The sequence below is a fragment of the Citrobacter sp. Cf116 genome, assembly GCF_030336505.1.
In the GTDB taxonomy this organism is placed as follows: Bacteria; Pseudomonadota; Gammaproteobacteria; order Enterobacterales; family Enterobacteriaceae; genus Citrobacter; species Citrobacter freundii.
This window is the reverse complement of record NZ_JAOWEQ010000040.1, coordinates 83,819-103,106: the sequence shown is the minus strand read 5'-3', so window position 1 is coordinate 103,106 and position 19,288 is coordinate 83,819. Positions and strand designations below refer to the sequence as shown.

The window sequence follows — 19,288 nt, the reverse complement described above, 5'->3', positions numbered from 1 at the left end:
CTACTATGTTGCAACTTTGTGCAACCGTGTTAAATGTGACTTGGTTTGCAAGCTTGGAAATGAACGAGATGTTAATAAATATGAGTCTTATGATGTGGGCTGTAAAAATTACAGAATCTTTTTCTCTGCGGTAGTTAACACTTTTAAAAGGTGCAACCGAAAAAAATGTGAGAGAGTGCAACCTACAGAAAAATGCTATCTACTCTGGATCAAATTTGATGTAAATGGTGTGTTAAATCGATTGTGAATAACCATCGCTTCCGGCAGGATACGGTCGCCCTGGTCAACATAGATATCTTTGCCACGTTCCGGCAGGGTAATAAAACGGCAAGCCACGGCATTGCTGATACATAATTTTGGAGAGTTTTGATGGCTATTAGCACACCGATGTTAGTGACATTCTGTGTCTATATTTTCGGCATGATATTGATAGGGTTTATTGCATGGCGTTCAACCAAAAACTTTGACGATTACATTCTGGGGGGACGCAGTCTGGGTCCGTTCGTGACCGCGTTATCCGCTGGGGCATCTGACATGAGCGGCTGGTTGCTGATGGGTCTGCCTGGCGCAATTTTCCTGTCGGGCATTTCAGAAAGCTGGATCGCCATCGGCCTTATTTTGGGCGCCTGGATCAACTGGAAGCTGGTGGCCGGACGTTTACGCGTACACACCGAATATAATAACAATGCGCTGACGTTACCGGATTACTTTACCGGTCGCTTTGAAGATAAAAGTCGAATTCTGCGTATTATCTCCGCGCTGGTTATTCTGCTGTTTTTCACCATCTATTGTGCTTCAGGGATTGTGGCAGGGGCGCGTCTGTTTGAAAGTACCTTTGGCATGAGCTACGAAACAGCACTTTGGGCGGGCGCGGCCGCGACGATCATCTATACCTTTATCGGTGGTTTCCTGGCAGTAAGCTGGACCGATACCGTCCAGGCCAGCCTGATGATCTTCGCCCTGATCCTGACGCCGGTGATGGTTATTATTGGTGTGGGTGGGTTCGAGGATTCGCTGGAAGTGATTAAACAAAAGAGCATTGAGAACGTGGACATGTTCAAAGGGCTGAATTTTGTTGCCATCATTTCCCTGATGGGCTGGGGTCTGGGCTACTTTGGTCAGCCGCATATTCTGGCGCGCTTTATGGCTGCAGATTCCCACCATAGCATCGTTCATGCTCGCCGCATTAGCATGGCCTGGATGATCCTGTGTCTGGCAGGTGCCGTGGCTGTGGGCTTCTTTGGTATTGCTTACTTTAACAACAACCCACAGCTTGCTGGTGCCGTTAACCAGAACGCCGAGCGTGTGTTTATTGAACTGGCGCAAATCCTGTTTAACCCGTGGATTGCCGGTATTCTGCTGTCTGCGATCCTCGCTGCGGTTATGTCGACCCTGAGCTGCCAACTGCTGGTGTGCTCCAGCGCAATCACCGAAGACTTGTACAAAGCATTTCTGCGTAAAAATGCCAGCCAGAAAGAGCTGGTATGGATTGGCCGCATCATGGTGCTGGTCGTGGCGCTGGTGTCTATCGCGCTGGCGGCGAACCCGGAGAACCGCGTGCTGGGCCTGGTAAGCTACGCCTGGGCGGGCTTCGGCGCGGCGTTTGGCCCGGTGGTTCTGTTCTCGGTAATGTGGTCGCGTATGACCCGCAACGGCGCGCTGGCAGGGATGATCATCGGTGCGGTGACGGTAATCGTCTGGAAGCAGTTCGCCTGGCTGGGTCTGTATGAAATTATCCCGGGCTTTGTTTTCGGCAGCATCGGTATTGTGGTCTTCAGCCTGTTGGGTAAAGCACCTTCAACTGCTATGCAGCAACGTTTTGCCGAGGCTGACGCGCATTATCACTCAGCTCCGCCATCGCGTTTACAGGCAGAATAATTTATCTCCTGTCCCTGAAGCCCGCCGTGCGCGGGCTTTTTATTGCGCCCCCGCAAACCTGCATAACCATTACCCGCCTAACTGTTTACATTAAGTCATCATTCTCAAAACATTCTGCTTGAGTTTTTCTTTGCTGTAATGATAATCACTATCACTGTAATTTACTTTTCTTTTCATCAATTGACCGAGAATAACGTTTAAGGGTTCTTCGCATGTTTGTTCCATTTCTAATTATGTTGCGCGAAGGGTTAGAGGCCGCGCTGATTGTCAGCCTGATTGCCAGCTACCTGAAACGGACTCAGCGTGGTCGATGGATTGGTGTGATGTGGATTGGTGTTCTGCTGGCGGCGGCGTTATGCCTGGCGTTAGGGATTTTCATCAACGAAACCACCGGTGAATTTCCGCAAAAAGAACAGGAGCTGTTTGAAGGCATCGTGGCGGTCATTGCCGTGGTGATCCTCACCTGGATGGTGTTCTGGATGCGTAAAGTTTCCCGCAACGTCAAAGTCCAGCTTGAACAGGCTGTCGATAACGCGTTGCAACGCGGTAATCATCACGGCTGGGCGCTGGTGATGATGGTCTTTTTTGCTGTTGCGCGAGAAGGGCTGGAATCGGTGTTCTTCCTGCTGGCGGCATTCCAGCAGGATGTAGGCATCTGGCCGCCGTTAGGCGCGATGCTGGGACTGGCTACCGCAGTGGTTCTGGGATACCTGATTTACCTCGGCGGCATTCGCCTCAACCTCGGGGCATTCTTTAAATGGACCAGCCTGTTCATTTTGCTGGTAGCTGCCGGTCTTGCCGCAGGGGCGATCCGCGCTTTCCACGAAGCCGGGTTGTGGAATCATTTTCAGGATGTGGCGTTTGACCTGAGCAGTGTGCTGTCGACGCATTCGCTGTTTGGCACATTGATGGAAGGCATTTTCGGCTATCAGGAAGCGCCAAGCGTTAGTGAAGTCGCTGTCTGGTTTATCTACCTGATTCCGGCGTTGATTATGTTTGCACTACCGCCGCGTTCAGGCACTACGGCATCGCGTACCGCACCTTGATAAAAACGCGATGCAGAATATTTTTTAGTTACAACATACTTATTTATAGGGATAGGTTATGACGTTTAATTTTCGCCGTAGTGCGCTGCAGTTGGGTATTGCCGCGCTGTTTGCATCCGCTTTTTCTGCACAAGCCGCCGATATTCCGCAGGTGAAAGTCACGGTTAACGACAAACAGTGTGAACCGATGACGATCACGGTTAACGCCGGGAAAACGCAGTTCATCATCCAGAACCACAGCCAGAAAGCGCTGGAGTGGGAAATTCTTAAAGGCGTTATGGTGGTTGAAGAGCGCGAAAACATTGCACCAGGCTTTAGCCAGAAAATGACCGCTAACCTGCAGCCTGGCGAATATGATATGACCTGCGGTCTGTTGACTAACCCAAAAGGCAAACTGATCGTAAAAGGCAGCGCAACGGCGGATGCCGCACAGAGCGATGCTCTGCTAAGTCTGAGCGGCGCGATTACCGAATATAAAGCTTATGTGACAGCTGAAACCGCGCAGTTGGTTGCGGGCACTAAAGCCTTCACTGATGCGATTAAAGCAGGCGATCTGGAAAAAGCGAAATCGCTGTATGCGCCAACCCGTCAGCATTATGAGCGTATTGAACCGATTGCTGAACTGTTCTCCGATCTCGACGGCAGCATCGATGCGCGTGAAGATGATTATGAGCAAAAAGCCGCCGATCCTAAATTCACCGGCTTCCACCGCCTGGAGAAAGCGCTGTTTGGCGACAATACCACCAAAGGTATGGAAAAGTACGCCGACCAATTAAATAGCGATGTTCTTGACCTGCAAACGCGTATTAGCGAGCTGGCTTTCCCACCGTCAAAAGTTGTTGGCGGGGCAGCAGGACTGATTGAAGAAGTTGCTGCCAGCAAAATCAGTGGGGAAGAAGATCGCTACAGCCATACCGATCTGTGGGATTTCCAGGCCAACGTCGATGGCGCGCAGAAAATTGTCGATCTCCTGCGTCCTCAGTTGCAAAAATCCAATGCTGAGCTGCTGGCGAAGGTGGATGCGAACTTCAAAAAGGTTGATACCATTCTGAGCAAGTACCGTACCAAAGACGGTTTTGAAACCTATGACAAACTGACTGATGCCGATCGTAATGCGCTGAAAGGGCCAATCACGACGCTGGCGGAAGACTTGTCGCAATTACGCGGTGTTCTGGGTCTGGATTAAGCACTATGCAGCAAGATAATGAAAACGGCGTGAGCGAACCGTCACGCCGACGTTTACTGAAAGGGATGGGCGCCCTGGGTGGGGCGCTGGCGCTGGCGGGTGGGTGTCCGGTTGCCCACGCGCAAAAACCACAAAGCGCGCCGGGAACGCTGTCTCCGGATGCGCGTAGTGAAACGCAGCCGTTTTATGGTCAGCATCAGGCGGGGATCCTGACGCCGCAGCAGGCATCAATGATGCTGGTGGCATTCGATGTTCTCGCCAGCGATAAGGCCGATCTTGAGCGTTTATTCCGGTTGTTGACTAGCCGATTTGCGTTTCTGACCACCGGTGGACCGGCACCGGATACGCCCAATCCGCGTCTCCCTCCTATGGATTCAGGTATCCTCGGCGCATACATTGCGCCAGACAACCTGACGATGACGTTGTCGGTTGGTTCATCGTTGTTCGATGAACGTTATGGCCTGAAATCGCAGATGCCGAAAAAGCTGCAAAAAATGACCCGCTTCCCGAATGATTCGCTGGATGCGGCGCTGTGCCATGGCGATTTGCTGCTGCAGATTTGTGCCAACACTCAGGACACTGTCATCCACGCGTTGCGCGATATCATTAAACATACGCCCGATCTCCTCAGCGTGCGCTGGAAACGTGAAGGGTTTATTTCTGACCACGCCGCGCGCAGCAAAGGCAAAGAGACCCCGGTCAACCTGCTTGGCTTTAAAGACGGCACCGCGAATCCGGACGCTACGGATGCGAAGTTGATGCAAGACGTGGTGTGGGTGACGGATGGGCAGGGCGAACCTGCCTGGGCGCAAGGTGGCAGTTATCAGGCCGTCAGGCTCATTCAGTTCCGCGTTGAGTTCTGGGATCGTACGCCGCTGAAAGAGCAGCAAACGATTTTTGGTCGTGATAAACACACCGGCGCGCCGCTGGGTATGCAGCATGAGCATGATGTGCCTGACTATGCCAGTGATCCTGAAGGTGAGGTGATTGCGCTCGACAGTCATATCCGCCTGGCAAACCCGCGCACGAAAGAGACCGACTCGAGCCTGATGATGCGTCGTGGCTACAGTTATTCGCTCGGTGTGACTAATTCCGGTCAACTGGATATGGGGCTGTTGTTTGTTTGCTATCAACACGATCTGGAAAAAGGATTTTTGGCGGTGCAGAAACGTCTGAATGGTGAAGCGCTCGAAGAGTATGTCAAACCGATTGGCGGGGGATATTTCTTTGCTTTGCCGGGCGTTAAAACAGCAGACAATTATCTGGGACAGTCTCTGCTCGAAGCCTGATGATGATGCCCCGCAGTACAGCGGGGTTTTTCCTGACATCTTGATGAAGGAACAAACTATTTTTTATGATCGGTATGCGACTGAAATAATTCTGTCATCTCTCTGCAAGAGACTGTCTCTGGTGATAAGATAGAATTTAAGTTAACAATAAGTAAAAATATTGTTGCATTAGCGAAAGGTTATGATGTAATTATAAGTAATAGCGGTAGTTCCCGGCGGTGATAGTCATTCACTATGGAGATCGCGAATGGAAAAGTCCTGTACTGGACACGTTTTTCACAGTAACAGCAGTACCTTACGCGGACGTTTCTCTTCCGGTAGCCACCTCGTCACCGCTAAATCTCTCTCTCATTCACTTCTTATCCTTGTTACTGACGCCCTGTACGGTGCGCGTAGCCGAGTGTGGCGTCTTATCCGAAAGCAAGCAATGGCTTACAAGGAAGCCAACCCTCAGATGTTCGTGCGCATAATCGTGCCGCCAACGGCGCGTGTGATGTATACCTACAACTCAAGGTGCTATCCATGGGAAGACAAAAAGCAGTGATCAAAGCTCGTCGTGAAGCAAAACGTGTGCTGAGGCGGGATTCGCGTAGTCATAAGCAACGTGAAGATGAATCGGTCACCTCGCTTGTGCAGATGGGCGGCGTAGAAACGATCGGTATGGCGCGTGACAGTCGCGACGCCACGCCAATCACGGCGCGGAATGAAGCTCAGGCGCACTACCTGAATGCTATCGAGAGTAAACAGCTGATCTTCGCCACCGGTGAAGCCGGGTGTGGTAAAACCTGGATCAGCGCGGCAAAAGCTGCAGAGGCTCTGATCCACAAAGACGTGGACCGGATCATTGTAACCCGTCCAGTTCTGCAAGCTGATGAAGACCTCGGCTTCTTACCTGGAGATGTTTCCGAGAAGTTCGCTCCTTATTTTCGCCCCGTGTATGACGTGCTGGTGAAACGGCTGGGAGCCTCCTTCATGCAATATTGCCTGCGACCTGAGATTGGTAAGGTGGAAATCGCGCCGTTCGCCTATATGCGTGGACGTACATTTGAAAATGCAGTGGTCATTCTTGACGAGGCTCAGAACGTCACTGCTGCGCAAATGAAGATGTTTTTGACCCGCCTCGGGGAGAATGTGACGGTGATTGTGAATGGGGATGTGACCCAGTGCGATCTTCCAGCTCACGTTCGCTCAGGGCTTAGCGATGCGCTGGCCCGTTTCGAAGAAGATGATATGGTTGGGATTGTTCGTTTCAATAAAGACGATTGCGTCCGCTCTGCGCTCTGTCAGCGGACGCTCAACGCTTACAACTGATAAGTACTCCGTCTTCAAGGCCCGGGAAACCGGGCTTTGTTATTTGTGTGTTATTAAGTAAATTTTAGAAATTGAAATAGTATGCTCTGATGAAATAGAACATCGAAAACGAGTACAAGCCAGGATATCTGAAGTCGAGGGGGAACCTTGCCTGACTTGAGATATGTCAAAAGTTTGATTTATGAACTGTGGAATAGAGAACACCTTATTTTAGACTCATGCGTTTATCCAGTGATGAATGCGTCTCGCGGATCAGCGACCCGTTGAGCTCACAGCACTCAGCGGACGTTCGTGTAATGGTTCGCCAACGCGGAACGATAGCTACGCTTTTATCGAGATGTCGCATTCATCAGCCAGTTTCTGAGCTGAGTTACGACATTATGTTACATCTGATTTTGCAGAAGAATCATGATTTCCTCATTAATATGATCCAACAGGTCATACCGTCTCCGGTATTCCGCGCGTTTTTTACTGGCAAGCTCATTAAATGACTTACGCTCTACATAAATTGGCAACTTATACCAATTACCGTATGGACGACCAGCAACTGATTCCCAAAAATCACTGTACAGGGCAACAAAGTATTTACGTTTCTTGTACCGGTATCGCCATTGCCTGAAAACATGGCTCTGTTCACTAACTGCTAAAATATTAGTGATATCACAGCAACGCATCAATGAACAAAGAACCTCAAAAACGATCCGCTTAGGGAATAGTCCATAGCAGGCTTTAGTAGCGTCACGAATAATGTCTGGGCCAATATTTTTTGGTGCCCCCTGCAGACCGCCAATAAATGCACAATGTCCTTTTTTTGACGGGATAACCGAGAAGGACAATCGGGCCACCGGGGTGTTGTTAAAACTTAGAGATAACATCAGTTCTCCTTCACGATCAAAACCGCCTGAAGAACAGTGAATATCAAAATCCTCACCATTTTTTCCGGTGAAATGGACCAATAGCACATCTCTGTCGGGTAATAATAACGCCTGGTGTTTCACTGGTAAACTCTGGACAAAACGGTAGTGACCAATAATGTTTTTCCTTCGATTCCATGCCAGCCCTCCTTTATGTAAATAGGGACGATGAATTTTGGCTGGTAACGTAGGTTGCATCTCCAGAATCTTATCAATTGATTTAAGGGAATGTAATTCTTGATAATACCGAATACTGGAGACAGGGCTTATCATAGATCGTAAAAGATACATGAGTCGAAATTTTTTGTTCTTCCATTTGCTATGCAAAGGGCCACGTGCCAATAGAATTTGGTTAAAGAAACTTAGATATGATGTATTTTTCATAAGTATCATTATTAATTCAGGGTGTTTAAAATTATTTACGTGCAAGGTGTAAATACTGGAATCTCTGACGCTGTTTTGTTAATGCGAAACATTTTGAAAATAAATTCATGTCTGACATGCCAGTTTTGTTGATAATCATTAGGCGCTCTCTCGTTCGCATATCCTGATGAAAACAATTTTTTTTCATTCTACAGAGAAGAACATATATATTTGTTAAACAAAGTATACTTTACAAACATACCGATGTTCATTGAGTAACCTGGTAGGTTGACTTGTCAACCACATAACGAAGTAAATCATGTGATTCAGCGAGCCATGGGTGTTTGGAAAACGCACGACTTTGAACGTCAGGACAAATTTTGAACGATGACAGCTATCACAATTGGCTGTATTCCCGCGCAATACGCCGGTTTTCGTGGATTATTGTCAAATTGAATAACTTAAATTGGGATATACACATTCCTGACTTTCTTTCCAGATATAATGCCCAGTATATTTTTGGTAACCTTTTGTACTGAAAAGGAGTTTGCATTGTATGGTTATGAAACAGGCCCGCAAAACAATACCAAGGGGAACCTGATTCGCTGGCTGACGCACGAATAGGGTACTGCCGTTAAGAATATTTCCGGATACAGAGACTTTACCGATCGGCCGCAACATTCTCTGGTCACTCACGTTCTCAGAGAAATGCACTAGCTCGATGCCTGGTTGCAGTGCGGCAGTGTTCCGGGGGATTCACCGGTGATGAACAGTGCCAATCTGTATAAAGGTATCGGAAAAATTTTTTTGTCCGGCTTTAACCATGAACATGCAGTCAACTGTCCTATGTACCTAAATGACGTGGTAATCTTGAATAAACAAACTCGAGTTGTTTACTCATTCATACCTGAGCGCGTGTTCCAGGGAAACGAATAAGCGTACTGAGTTTTATATTCTGCATGTACATCACCGTAAAGTGCCTGCAGGATGATTACTTTCAGACCGTGGAGGATTACGTCGGTAATGATAGTAAAGACTCTCAAATATACATAGCAACAATCCAAACCATACCGCTGAAAAACAAAATAGCTCGGAGTAATTAATAACTTCTCCAAATATAAGTATGGCAATGAGAAATTGCAAAGATGGTTCTATATACTGAGCAAGACCTGTCACAATAAGAGATGTACGATTTAGCGCTACTGCAAATAACACTAACGGAATTACTGTAACGGGAGCGGTTAATATATAAAGGAACAGAGAGATGTCAGATGATGTAGTTATACTCGAGCCAGTATAGATAAAGATGAAAAGAGCAACAGGTAGAGCCCAGAATGTTTCAAGCGTGATTGAGGTTATTGCATCGTAATGGATAAATTTTCGCGCCAGTCCGTACAATGCAAATGAAAACCCCATGATTAACGCTAGTGAAGGAAAACTGTTTGCGGAAATAATCTGATAGCCAAGACCACATACGCCGGATATTACTGCTATAAGTTGAAATAATGATGGTTTTTCTTTAAGAAAAATACAGCCAAGGCAAATGACAATAAGTGGGTTGATAAAATATCCCAGACTGGCGTCGAGTACCTTATGATTTGTTAAAGCATAAATAAAAGCTGACCACGAAATTACCATTAGCAAGCCTGCTATCATGCAGGATATGAAGGAGGTTTTATCTTTCAGTAAATCGCGAAAAAACGTTCTCTTACGAAATAATAATCTTATTGGCAGTAATAGAGGTATAGACCAGAAAACTCTGTACATCAAAATTTCAGCGAGGGCTCCGCCAGATAGATATTGATAAAACAATGGGATCAGGCCCCATAATATAAATGCCAGAACAACAACTGCGGGTCCATTTCGCAGAAACTTTACCATTTATGTGTATCCTTGCTTGCCATACCGACATGTTCTTCTGAAGAGCATTGTCAACCCTTCACTCTGGCATGTACCTGCTCTTAAGAGAAACGTGTGCTGTTACAGTACTCAATCTCATTTACAGTCAGGGTGATATAAAAAACAAGGTGAAATTTATCATAATCGTATCTATAAAATGATGATAAAAATCAAGGGGAAGACTTCCGATTTGTATTGCGGGCTGGATCATCTTTCAGACGTCTGACGGGGAGTATTTGCCTTTCCCTGATTTCCTCGTCAATATCAAATAAGCACTCGTCGCAGAATTCTTTATCGAGTGAGAGCCACTATTCAAAGACGCTCCTTTTCTTATTACACCGTGCGCATCTCTTCATCACATCATCCTTTATGCTATTTCCCTGCCGAGCTTCCAGGACAAAAGGTGTTCGCTCCTAAATAAGACAGGAATTAGATTTATAAACAATCAGTTAAATTCGTTTTAGAGATTGTGGCACAGGGACAATCATGCGGGATAATTCATTTTGCAGATCAATTTTTACGTAATCGATCGACGAAATCGATCGATGCTTACACCCCTGTATTACACACCATTCGTGATGCTGCCGGACTCACAACACCTGGCCAGCATTCCTTGCTTAAGCGCATCATTACCGGGTGCAATGCCGCGCTGGAATAAATTAAAGCGATGCTCCACCAGCTTGCTGATATCTCAGCACAACCGGGAGTATTGGCGGGCAAACTGCGCAGGACTAGGCAATGGGTGATGGCTTCCGCTGCTGGTTGCTTGAGAAAGAGTAAACCGCTATGAAGGTCATTACCTGCAATCTGGACCGGAGGATCTGGCGTGATTTGATGAAGAAATCCGGCATGATAAGTCTCATGCATGCCGCTACCAGCGATAAGTAGAGCAGAAACCTTGAGCGGGGCGATATCCCCGCCATGCTGTGCAACATACGAAAAAAAAGCCCGTACTTGCGTACGAGCTCTTCTTAAAATATGGCGGTGAGGCGGGGATTGACTCGCTTCGCTCGCCCTGCGGGCAGCCTGTTCGCTGTGCTCTCAGTCTGTCCAACTGGCTGCGCCAGTAGTCGAACCCCGGTCCGGGCTTCTCATACCCGCCATGCTGTGCAACATGCGAAAAAAAAGCCCGTACTTGCGTACGAGCTCTTCTTAAAATATGGCGGTGAGGCGGGGATTCGAACCCCGGATACGTTGCCGTATACACACTTTCCAGGCGTGCTCCTTCAGCCACTCGGACACCTCACCATATTGTTGTTCCTGTGCTACCGGAACGGGCGCTAATGTAGGGGAAACACCGCCCCGTCGTCAATCAACTTTTTGAAAAAAATGTGCATTTACACAAACTTCAAGCAACATGGAGCATAAATGAGCGGGAATTGTTTTTTTTGCCAGCATCCTAAAATTTGCTACTCTGATGTTCCCTCGGAAAATGATGATAATAAGTGCGAGAAAGTTCCGCACAACAATGTTCAGGAGATAATGTGGATATAATTTTCTATCACCCAACATTCGATACGACCTGGTGGATTAATGCGTTGGCAAAGGCAATACCTGGTGCAAACGTACGTGAGTGGAAAGCGGGTGATAATGCACATGCTGACTATGCGCTGGTCTGGCATCCGCCGGTTGAAATGCTCGCAGGACGAAAATTAAAAGCCGTATTTGCGCTAGGCGCGGGCGTCGATTCTATTCTCAGTAAACTCAATGCTCATCCGGAAATGTTGGATGCGTCGATCCCGCTTTTCCGTCTGGAAGATACGGGTATGGGCCTGCAAATGCAGGAATATACGGTTAGTCAGGTGCTGCACTGGTTTCGTCGCTTTGATGATTATCAGGCATTGAAAAATCAGGCGAAATGGCAACCGTTGCCAGAATATACTCGTGAGGAGTTTACCGTCGGGATCATGGGGGCAGGTGTATTGGGCGCAAAAGTTGCCGAAAGCCTGCAAGCATGGGGATTCCCACTGCGCTGCTGGAGCCGTTCGCGTAAATCCTGGTCTGGCGTGGAAAGCTTCGCCGGTACTGAGGAACTGGGCGCGTTTTTGAGCCAAACTCGTGTGCTTATCAACCTCCTGCCTAATACGGCAGAAACCATAGGTATTATTAACGCTGATCTACTTAGCCAATTGCTGGATGGCGCCTACGTACTGAACCTGGCGCGTGGCGTTCATCTCAATGAAGACGATCTTCTGGCATCGCTGGACAGCGGCAAGGTGAAAGGTGCCATGCTGGATGTCTATAGCCGTGAACCGCTGCCGGAAACCAGTCCTCTGTGGAAACATCCGCGTGTGGCAATGACGCCGCATATTGCCGCGGTAACGCGCCCGGCGGAGGCGGTGGACTATATCTCCCGCACGATTTTGGATCTTGAGAGCGGGAAATCCGTTACGGGTCAGGTCGATCGCGTTCGGGGATACTAATGCTAACCCGGCGGATGCCGGGTTTCAGCTAATAAATAGCGGCGATACCTGCTATCCTTGACGAAAAATGACTACAGGAGAGAGTTATGTATCCCGTTGACCTGCATATGCATACCGTCGCCAGCACCCACGCCTACAGCACCTTAAGTGATTACATCGCTGAAGCCCGTCGCAAAGGCATCAAGCTGTTTGCTATTACCGATCATGGACCGGACATGGCGGACGCGCCTCACCACTGGCACTTTATCAATATGCGTATTTGGCCACGTGTTGTAGATGGCGTAGGGATCCTGCGCGGCATTGAGGCGAATATTAAGAATATTGAAGGCGAAATTGACTGTTCAGGTCCGATGTTTACCTCTCTGGACCTCATTATTGCGGGCTTCCATGAGCCAGTTTTTGCACCTCACGATAAAGAAACCAATACCCAGGCAATGATAGCCACGATGGCCAGCGGTAATGTGCACATCATTAGCCATCCGGGAAATCCCAAGTATCCGGTTGATATTACTGCAATTGCCCAAGCGGCGGCAAAGTACCAGGTTGCACTGGAAATCAATAACTCTTCGTTTTTGCATTCGCGTAAGGGCAGTGAGGATAATTGTCGTGCGGTTGCTGCGGCTGTGCGCGATGCTGGCGGCTGGGTGGCGTTAGGGTCGGATTCACATACTGCTTTCACGCTGGGAGAATTTGGCGAATGCCGTAAAATCCTGGATGATGTTAATTTCCCTGAAGACAGAATTTTAAACGTCACACCTAAACGCCTGTTGGCGTTTCTGGAATCGCGAGGCATGGAGCCGATCGCGGAATTTGCTGAACTGTAATTGTTACTAACTGGAATATATCAATGAACGAGTTTTCTATCCTGTGTCGTGTACTGGGCTCGCTGTTTTATCGCCAACCGCAGGACCCTTTACTGGTTCCCCTGTTTACCTTAATTAGTGAAGGTAAACTGTCCGCCAACTGGCCGTTGGAACAGGACGAACTGCTCACTCGTCTGCAGAAGAGCTGCGATATGCCCCAACTGGCTGCAGATTACAACGCGCTGTTTGTCGGTGAAGAGTGTGCTGTGCCGCCTTATCGTAGCGCCTGGGTAGAAGGGGCGAAAGAATCGGATGTTCGTGCATTTCTTTCTGCCCGCGGCATGCCGCTGGCAGATACGCCGGCAGATCACATTGGTACGCTGTTGCTGGCGGCTTCATGGCTTGAAGACCAGTCTGCGGAAGATGAAAGTGAGGCGCTTGATACCTTGTTTGTAGACTACCTGCTGCCCTGGTGTGGTACGTTCCTTGGCAAAGTTGAGGCGCACGCAAACACGCCGTTCTGGCGTACCATGGCGCCGCTAACACGTGATGCTATTAGTGCAATGTGGGACGAATTGCAGGAAGATACTGACGAATAAATGTGATTTAAATCACTTTAAACTGCAACGCAAATTATATGCTTGCATAAATTGTGTGCACGATCTCATTCCTATGCCGTTTTTCTGCTAAGATACGCGGCATGAACATACTTCTCTCAATTGCAATCACAACGGGCATTCTCTCTGGGATCTGGGGATGGGTGGCCGTTTCTCTTGGCTTACTCAGTTGGGCTGGCTTTCTGGGGTGCACGGCCTATTTCGCCTGCCCGCAAGGTGGGCTAAAAGGACTATGGATCTCGGCGTGTACGCTGCTAAGCGGTGTGGTGTGGGCGTTGGTGATTATTAACGGTAGCGCGCTTGCCCCGCATATGGACATTATTGGTTATGTCATGACGGGAATTGTCGCGTTTCTGATGTGTATCCAGGCAAAGCAATGGTTGCTTTCATTTGTACCGGGCACGTTTATTGGCGCATGTGCAACATTTGCAGGGCAGGGCGACTGGCGACTGGTTGTACCGTCACTGGTACTGGGCCTGGTATTCGGCTATGCGATGAAAAACAGTGGTCTGTGGCTGGCGTCTCGCCGTGAAAATCGAATATCGCCGACGCTGACCAGTAAATAAAAAAGCGTGAGGGTTTTCCTCACGCTTTTTATGCAGTAAAGATCCATCAGGATTCTGGCGGTACCGACATATGGCGGTATTTAACCAGAATGTCATTATCAACTTGTTTCTTATCCTGCAAATCCCACAATCCGCGATCGATGCCGTCATTAATTAAGAAGATAACGCCTGTTTCAATCGCTGACATCAGACAAAGCATAACCGGTTCGTTAGAGGTGTAGCCAATTTCACCTTCCAACAGACGCTGGTAGTCAATAAAGCGGAACACTCCAGCCTGTACTTCATAAGACAAAATGGTTTTACTGGTGTTCACTGACGACAGGATCTCACCGGTGCTGACGTTAACTACGCGCAGGTTTACCGCTATCTGGTCGAGCTGGTATTGCGTATCGGCGCCAATACCGAAATAACGCGCACCGACACCACCCGATTTAACGTTGCTTTCATAACCGATAATTGACCCTTCCACCATGACGTTTGCCGCGGTCAGGGACTGTAGCGGGATCCGGTTATTAATCGCAACCGTACCGTTTTCCTGAGCCGCACGAATGATTTTACGTTCGTTCAGCAAGTTCTGTAGCCCCTGACGTTCCAGAGGCACGAACCAACGAGAATCTTTCAATGCGGTGACAAGCATAGCCGTGGCGCTTTGCGGGACGGCGGTAGAGAAGTTACTTGCCGGGTAAGGTTTAAATTGGCCAGTCTCATCCTGAATGTTGTATACCGACACAAAGATCTTACCTGTAGGCATAGGCAGATGCGTCAAATCTTTATAGCTTTGGGCCCGGGGCATTAATGTCGGCTTAGCGGCTTCTTGAGGCGGAGCTGTTAAACATCCGCTGAGTAAAATTACTGCCACCATGATAAGTAAGCGCTGCATGATTTTTTCCTTTCGTGGCTATAATTTAGAAATCGGTCGACTGATTTTGTAAACCCGACACTTCAATAGTCGACGTTCTCCCCGTTTTCCTGTCCGTGACATTCAGTTGCAGTTGCCCATCCCGGTTGGCGATATCAACGATAAAATCGCTGGTTACCATCCTCCCCGGTTTACCGGTATTGATATTGGTGAGCAAGCCACCGAGTATTTGCGACTGTATTGCCTGGGTAAAGTTATCCAGTGCTGATGGGGTTTCAATCCCGTAATCGCCAGCACTCGGATCCTTATACGAGTTTTGCGCCTGAGCGCTGTTCAGTAAAAAAGAGCCGTTGTTTGGGTTGCCACCAAAGTTAGGGTTGCGGAACTGGAACGTCATATTTCCGGCCCAACTTAATGGTGAAATCAGCATGAGCAAAACCACTGCATGTTTGACACGCATGAAAGCCTCCGGACAAAATCATGTTTTAGAATTCATCGCGCGCTAAATCGCTCGTACTTAATAGCGTTTGATCTATTTGCCGACGATTTAATGCTTCCTCAGTTTCTGCCAATGCGAAGACCACAATTTTGTCGAAGTCTCTTTTCGTCGGGAATAAAAAAGTCTGGAAGATAACGTCCTGATTGACAGTTATGGTGATCCAACTTCCCCAACGTGCACTGGGCCTTTCATTAATGGTTAAGTTTCCTGTGTACTTACTTTCCCACTTGTCACTAAAGGCACGATAAAAATCATGGCCAATAGAAGAGACAGTGTGGTCAGTCAACAGTCCGGGAACCTCCACCTCTACAGCAGCGTGTAGATTCCCGGCAGCAAGGAACAAATTTGCTGCCACAATCCAGGACAAATAGCTTTTCATGGCTTTATCGCCTGAGGTTATCATTGGCCCACGAGACCGCCTGCGTACGATTTTTGACAGCTATCTTTTTGAAAAGATTATAAAGATGTGTTTTAACCGTATTTTCACTAATAAATAGTGAACGCGCGATTTCAATATTTGAGGCGCCAATACGCAGTTTATTAAGGATCTCTTTTTCACGGTGCGTAAGTAATGCCGACTCCGTGCTGTTATAGCGGTAGTTCCCGGAATGCGTGATCAGGTAGCTGGCGAGCTTTTGTGAAAAGTAGCATTCGCCACGCAACACACCTTGCAATCCGCTGACGACACGCTGCTCATCTTCTGTTGCGTAGAATACGCCATTGATATGCGGCCAGTTTTCAATATCCCGATAAGGATAATCATCTGGGGTATTCAACAATAACGTCTTTATATTGTTGTTTTTTCTGCTCAAATTATCTTGCCAGTAATGGATCAGTTTTTTGTCTGCCTCCATCATGTCCAGTAGAACAATGCAGCTGGAGGAAATATCATCCAGAGAACGTTGAATATTATGTAGTTTTCCGGTTAACGCCAGCGATTGTTTTAAATGCTGTAATAACGCAGTTGCCTGCAGGGATGGTTTAGTGATCAACAATAATGTATGACCATGAATACTATGGACTTCATTAAACATGATGAAACTCCACTTTTTTAGTCGCACACCTGACAGCTGTCTCTACTAAAATAGAGGCACCAGAAGTACTGACAGATGTTGCACTGCTGTGTAGAAATAAAATATCGACCCAACGGGGTGAAAATATTAAAACAAATGGACTTCAACTGATTTCAATCTAGCTATTACAAATCTTAAAGCAAGTGTTAAACATGTTACAGAATGTAAATTTATATATTAAAATGTGATTTTTGGGTTTTTTAGAAGTTTAGATTTGATAGTAAAGTTGTACATTTTGGCGATACTGCATAGATTTAAAAAATCATACAAATTATAATATGGTATTGATTATTAAGAGTTAAATTTATGCTTAGATGGTTTTTGATTTCTAATGAATTCCGATATTTTTGTCTTACTTTAAGTTGAACAATTTTAGATAGAAAAAAATGACGCTTGTCACGACTTGCAATGCTAACTATCGAAGTACCTCGCTACGAGGCCCAGAAAACGCGGAAAACGCGTTTTTTTTGTTACTGCATAGAAATTCATTCACTGGGTTAAAAAAGAAATGAAATCCAGAGCTGTAACGGTATTGTTCGCTGTTAATTAGTACTTTGGGGTGAATCTGAATATAAAAATACAACTGGCGGGTGAGTTATTTAAAATGTTTCCGCAGACATACTCTTCATCGTAACGTGGCGTTAACAAATGTAAGTCATGTTAACAACAATTTGAGTGGTAATTAATTTAACTTCATGTACGACCAGGTCCAGGGTGACAACATGAAAAACAAGTTGTTATTTATGATGTTTACAATGCTGGGTGTGCCTGGGATTGCAGCCGCGACTACAAGTTATGATTTAGCTAATTCAGAATATAACTTTGCGGTAAATGAATTAAGTAAGTCTTCATTTAATCAGGCAGCCATTATTGGTCAGGTTGGCACTGCGAACAGTGCAAATACCCGCCAGGGGGGCTCGAAGTTATTGTCAGTCATTTCGCAAGAAGGTTCTGGTAATCGAGCGAAAACAGACCAGACGGGATCATATAACTTTGCATATATTGATCAAACGGGTAGTTCCAATGATGCGAGTATTAAACAAAGTTCATACGGTAATACGGCGGTAATTATCCAGAAAGGCTCTGGTAATAAAGCCAATATTACCCAGTACGGTACACAAAAAACAGCAGTTGTGGTGCAGAGACAGTCGCAAATGGCAATTCGCGTGACTCAACGCTAATCCATTAACGACGTTTAAATCAATCCGATGGGGGTTTACCATGAAACTTTTAAAAGTGGCAGCATTCGCAGCAATCGTAGTTTCTGGCAGTGCTCTGGCTGGTGTTGTTCCGCAATGGGGCGGCAATCATCATGGTGGTGGCAGTAATTATGGCCCAGACTCTTCACTGAGTATCTACCAATATGGGTCAAACAACTCTGCAAGTGCTCTGCAAAGTGATGCGCGTAAATCAGATGTCACCATCACACAACACGGGCGTGGCAACGGAGCTGTTGTTGGTCAGGGTGCTGATGACAGTACCATTAGCCTGAAACAGACCGGCTTCCAGAACAGTGCCACTATCGATCAGTGGAATGCAAAAAATGCTGATATTAGCGTGACCCAGTTCGGTGGCCGTAACGGTGCGTTGGTTAATCAGACAGCCTCTGACTCCAATGTGCTGATTCAGCAGGTTGGCTTTGGTAACAACGCTACAGCTAACCAACACTAATTCAGTTTTCTGACTGATAATAAACAGGGCGTGAGCCCTGTTTTTTTTTCGGGAGAATATGATGCATACGCTATTACTCATTGCCGCGCTGGCAAATCAAATAACATTCAATACAACTCAGCAAGGTGATATGTACACCATTATTCCTCAGGTGACGTTAACTCAACCGTGCGTATGTGAGGTACAAGTCCTTGCCATACGTAAAGGGGCCGGGGGACAAAGCCAATCGCAGCAGAAAACAAGCCTTTCGGTCCCCGCTAATCGGCCGATTGAATTAACTAAACTGAGTTTTAATATTTCACCTGAGGATTCGGTCAAAATTATCGTTACCGTTTCGGATGGGCAGTCTCTGCATCTGTCTCAGCAATGGCCAGATTCAAACGGTCACCCGTGATTTTTTTGATGTATTTGCATTAAGGGTGTGGCTGGGAATGCACTGCTGTTCTATGAATATAGAGACGTTTGAACGTTTTAATTTGATCGTTAATCACAGCGGCGAAGGATCATTTCGATCCCTCAAGGATGGCTAATCATTGAGGAACCCTTATGTGTACATTATTAAAGCGTTTTTTAAGTATCAGCTTGTGCAGCATTTCTCTTTTTACCCTCCCCGCAATGGCGCAACAAATCTCAACCGGCGGGGTTATTCATTTTCGCGGTGCAATAGTTGAATCACCTTGCGATGTTAACGCTCGGCAGCAGCAAATTGAATTGTCATGTATGCGCGACGGCACCACCCGTAATAGTCTCTACAATCAGCAACAGGTCGCGACTGCCCCTCAAAATGTGCAGCAAATTGCCACAGTCAAAATGCACTATCTCAATGAACAGAAAAACATGGCAATTCTTAACATTGAATATAAATGAATCATTCCGGCGTACATATGCACA

General features: G+C 47.0%; 21 protein-coding genes and 1 tRNA gene. 14 read left to right on the top strand and 8 right to left on the bottom strand.

Features of this window, described 5'->3' with window-relative positions; translation table 11 throughout:
- Nucleotides 1–369 precede the first annotated feature (369 nt).
- The 6 genes from putP (at nucleotide 370) to phoH (ending at nucleotide 6,710) form a co-directional block, all read left to right on the top strand.
- A complete protein-coding gene (gene putP / locus OGV74_RS17250) occupies nucleotides 370–1,878 on the top strand; it encodes a sodium/proline symporter PutP (protein ID WP_003036036.1) in 1,509 nt (502 codons plus the stop codon).
- Nucleotides 1,879–2,090: 212 nt separating this feature from the next.
- The gene (gene efeU, locus OGV74_RS17245) at nucleotides 2,091–2,924 is read left to right on the top strand and encodes an iron uptake transporter permease EfeU (RefSeq protein ID WP_003036041.1); all 834 of its coding nucleotides are present in this window, start codon (nucleotides 2,091–2,093) and stop codon (nucleotides 2,922–2,924) included.
- Nucleotides 2,925–2,982: 58 nt separating this feature from the next.
- Complete coding sequence (efeO, locus tag OGV74_RS17240) at nucleotides 2,983–4,110, top strand: iron uptake system protein EfeO (protein ID WP_071697326.1); 1,128 nt, start codon at nucleotides 2,983–2,985, stop codon at nucleotides 4,108–4,110.
- A gap of 5 nt (nucleotides 4,111–4,115) precedes the next feature.
- A complete protein-coding gene (efeB, locus tag OGV74_RS17235; RefSeq protein ID WP_003836807.1) occupies nucleotides 4,116–5,399 on the top strand; it encodes an iron uptake transporter deferrochelatase/peroxidase subunit in 1,284 nt (427 codons plus the stop codon).
- Between the two features lie 247 nt (nucleotides 5,400–5,646).
- Nucleotides 5,647–5,943, top strand: coding sequence for a hypothetical protein (locus tag OGV74_RS17230; protein ID WP_008320287.1), 297 nt, complete (start codon nucleotides 5,647–5,649; stop codon nucleotides 5,941–5,943).
- Nucleotides 5,922–6,710: a phosphate starvation-inducible protein PhoH gene (phoH, locus tag OGV74_RS17225; protein ID WP_199880167.1), complete on the top strand. Its 789-nt coding sequence runs from the start codon at nucleotides 5,922–5,924 to the stop codon at nucleotides 6,708–6,710. Before OGV74_RS17230 ends, phoH begins: the two co-directional genes overlap by 22 nt.
- Before the next feature lie 383 nt (nucleotides 6,711–7,093).
- Here the strand turns inward: phoH and OGV74_RS17220 are convergent, their stop codons facing one another.
- The 4 genes from OGV74_RS17220 to OGV74_RS17205 form a co-directional block, all read right to left on the bottom strand.
- Nucleotides 7,094–8,017, bottom strand: coding sequence for a VirK/YbjX family protein (locus OGV74_RS17220; protein ID WP_003036056.1), 924 nt, complete (start codon nucleotides 8,015–8,017; stop codon nucleotides 7,094–7,096).
- Nucleotides 8,018–8,953: 936 nt separating this feature from the next.
- Nucleotides 8,954–9,868, bottom strand: a complete 915-nt coding sequence (rarD, locus tag OGV74_RS17215; RefSeq protein WP_003036060.1) for an EamA family transporter RarD — start codon at nucleotides 9,866–9,868, stop codon at nucleotides 8,954–8,956.
- Nucleotides 9,869–10,435: 567 nt separating this feature from the next.
- Entirely contained in the window at nucleotides 10,436–10,753 is a 318-nt protein-coding gene (locus OGV74_RS23315) for a hypothetical protein (RefSeq protein WP_128295736.1), read from the bottom strand.
- A 293-nt stretch (nucleotides 10,754–11,046) separates the two neighbouring features.
- Nucleotides 11,047–11,134: transfer RNA gene (locus OGV74_RS17205), tRNA-Ser, on the bottom strand.
- 236 nt (nucleotides 11,135–11,370) lie between these two features.
- Here OGV74_RS17205 and ghrA point away from each other — a divergent pair.
- The 4 genes from ghrA to OGV74_RS17185 all read left to right on the top strand — a co-directional run bounded on the left by ghrA (nucleotide 11,371) and on the right by OGV74_RS17185 (nucleotide 14,295).
- Nucleotides 11,371–12,309 carry a glyoxylate/hydroxypyruvate reductase GhrA gene (gene ghrA / locus OGV74_RS17200; protein ID WP_286521260.1) on the top strand — a complete coding sequence of 313 codons (939 nt, stop codon included), beginning with the start codon at nucleotides 11,371–11,373 and terminating at the stop codon, nucleotides 12,307–12,309.
- Between the two features lie 86 nt (nucleotides 12,310–12,395).
- Nucleotides 12,396–13,133, top strand: coding sequence for a phosphatase (locus OGV74_RS17195; protein ID WP_003836800.1), 738 nt, complete (start codon nucleotides 12,396–12,398; stop codon nucleotides 13,131–13,133).
- 23 nt (nucleotides 13,134–13,156) lie between these two features.
- Nucleotides 13,157–13,711: a TorD/DmsD family molecular chaperone gene (locus tag OGV74_RS17190; protein WP_003036073.1), complete on the top strand. Its 555-nt coding sequence runs from the start codon at nucleotides 13,157–13,159 to the stop codon at nucleotides 13,709–13,711.
- 101 nt (nucleotides 13,712–13,812) lie between these two features.
- Nucleotides 13,813–14,295 carry a DUF1097 domain-containing protein gene (locus OGV74_RS17185; RefSeq protein WP_008320293.1) on the top strand — a complete coding sequence of 161 codons (483 nt, stop codon included), beginning with the start codon at nucleotides 13,813–13,815 and terminating at the stop codon, nucleotides 14,293–14,295.
- A gap of 46 nt (nucleotides 14,296–14,341) precedes the next feature.
- On the opposite strand, the gene csgG is transcribed toward OGV74_RS17185, so the two are convergent.
- The 4 genes from csgG to csgD are packed head-to-tail and all read right to left on the bottom strand — an operon-like array spanning nucleotide 14,342 to nucleotide 16,687.
- Complete coding sequence (gene csgG / locus OGV74_RS17180; RefSeq protein ID WP_003036082.1) at nucleotides 14,342–15,175, bottom strand: curli production assembly/transport protein CsgG; 834 nt, start codon at nucleotides 15,173–15,175, stop codon at nucleotides 14,342–14,344.
- 25 nt (nucleotides 15,176–15,200) lie between these two features.
- Nucleotides 15,201–15,614: a curli production assembly/transport protein CsgF gene (gene csgF / locus OGV74_RS17175; RefSeq protein ID WP_003036084.1), complete on the bottom strand. Its 414-nt coding sequence runs from the start codon at nucleotides 15,612–15,614 to the stop codon at nucleotides 15,201–15,203.
- A 25-nt stretch (nucleotides 15,615–15,639) separates the two neighbouring features.
- Entirely contained in the window at nucleotides 15,640–16,032 is a 393-nt protein-coding gene (csgE, locus tag OGV74_RS17170) for a curli production assembly/transport protein CsgE (protein ID WP_003036087.1), read from the bottom strand.
- Nucleotides 16,033–16,036: 4 nt separating this feature from the next.
- Nucleotides 16,037–16,687 (bottom strand): biofilm master transcriptional regulator CsgD, encoded by a 651-nt coding sequence (csgD, locus tag OGV74_RS17165; protein WP_003036091.1) that lies wholly within the window; start codon nucleotides 16,685–16,687, stop codon nucleotides 16,037–16,039.
- Nucleotides 16,688–17,448: 761 nt separating this feature from the next.
- On the opposite strand from csgD, the gene csgB reads away from it, so the two are divergent.
- From csgB to OGV74_RS17145, 4 genes are all read left to right on the top strand, one after another.
- Nucleotides 17,449–17,907, top strand: coding sequence for a curli minor subunit CsgB (csgB, locus tag OGV74_RS17160; protein WP_086503937.1), 459 nt, complete (start codon nucleotides 17,449–17,451; stop codon nucleotides 17,905–17,907).
- Nucleotides 17,908–17,947: 40 nt separating this feature from the next.
- Nucleotides 17,948–18,397, top strand: a complete 450-nt coding sequence (gene csgA, locus OGV74_RS17155) for a curli major subunit CsgA (protein ID WP_003846828.1) — start codon at nucleotides 17,948–17,950, stop codon at nucleotides 18,395–18,397.
- A gap of 61 nt (nucleotides 18,398–18,458) precedes the next feature.
- Nucleotides 18,459–18,791 (top strand): curli assembly chaperone CsgC, encoded by a 333-nt coding sequence (gene csgC / locus OGV74_RS17150; RefSeq protein ID WP_086503938.1) that lies wholly within the window; start codon nucleotides 18,459–18,461, stop codon nucleotides 18,789–18,791.
- 152 nt (nucleotides 18,792–18,943) lie between these two features.
- Nucleotides 18,944–19,264, top strand: a complete 321-nt coding sequence (locus OGV74_RS17145) for a YmdA family protein (protein WP_003836793.1) — start codon at nucleotides 18,944–18,946, stop codon at nucleotides 19,262–19,264.
- Nucleotides 19,265–19,288 lie beyond the last annotated feature (24 nt).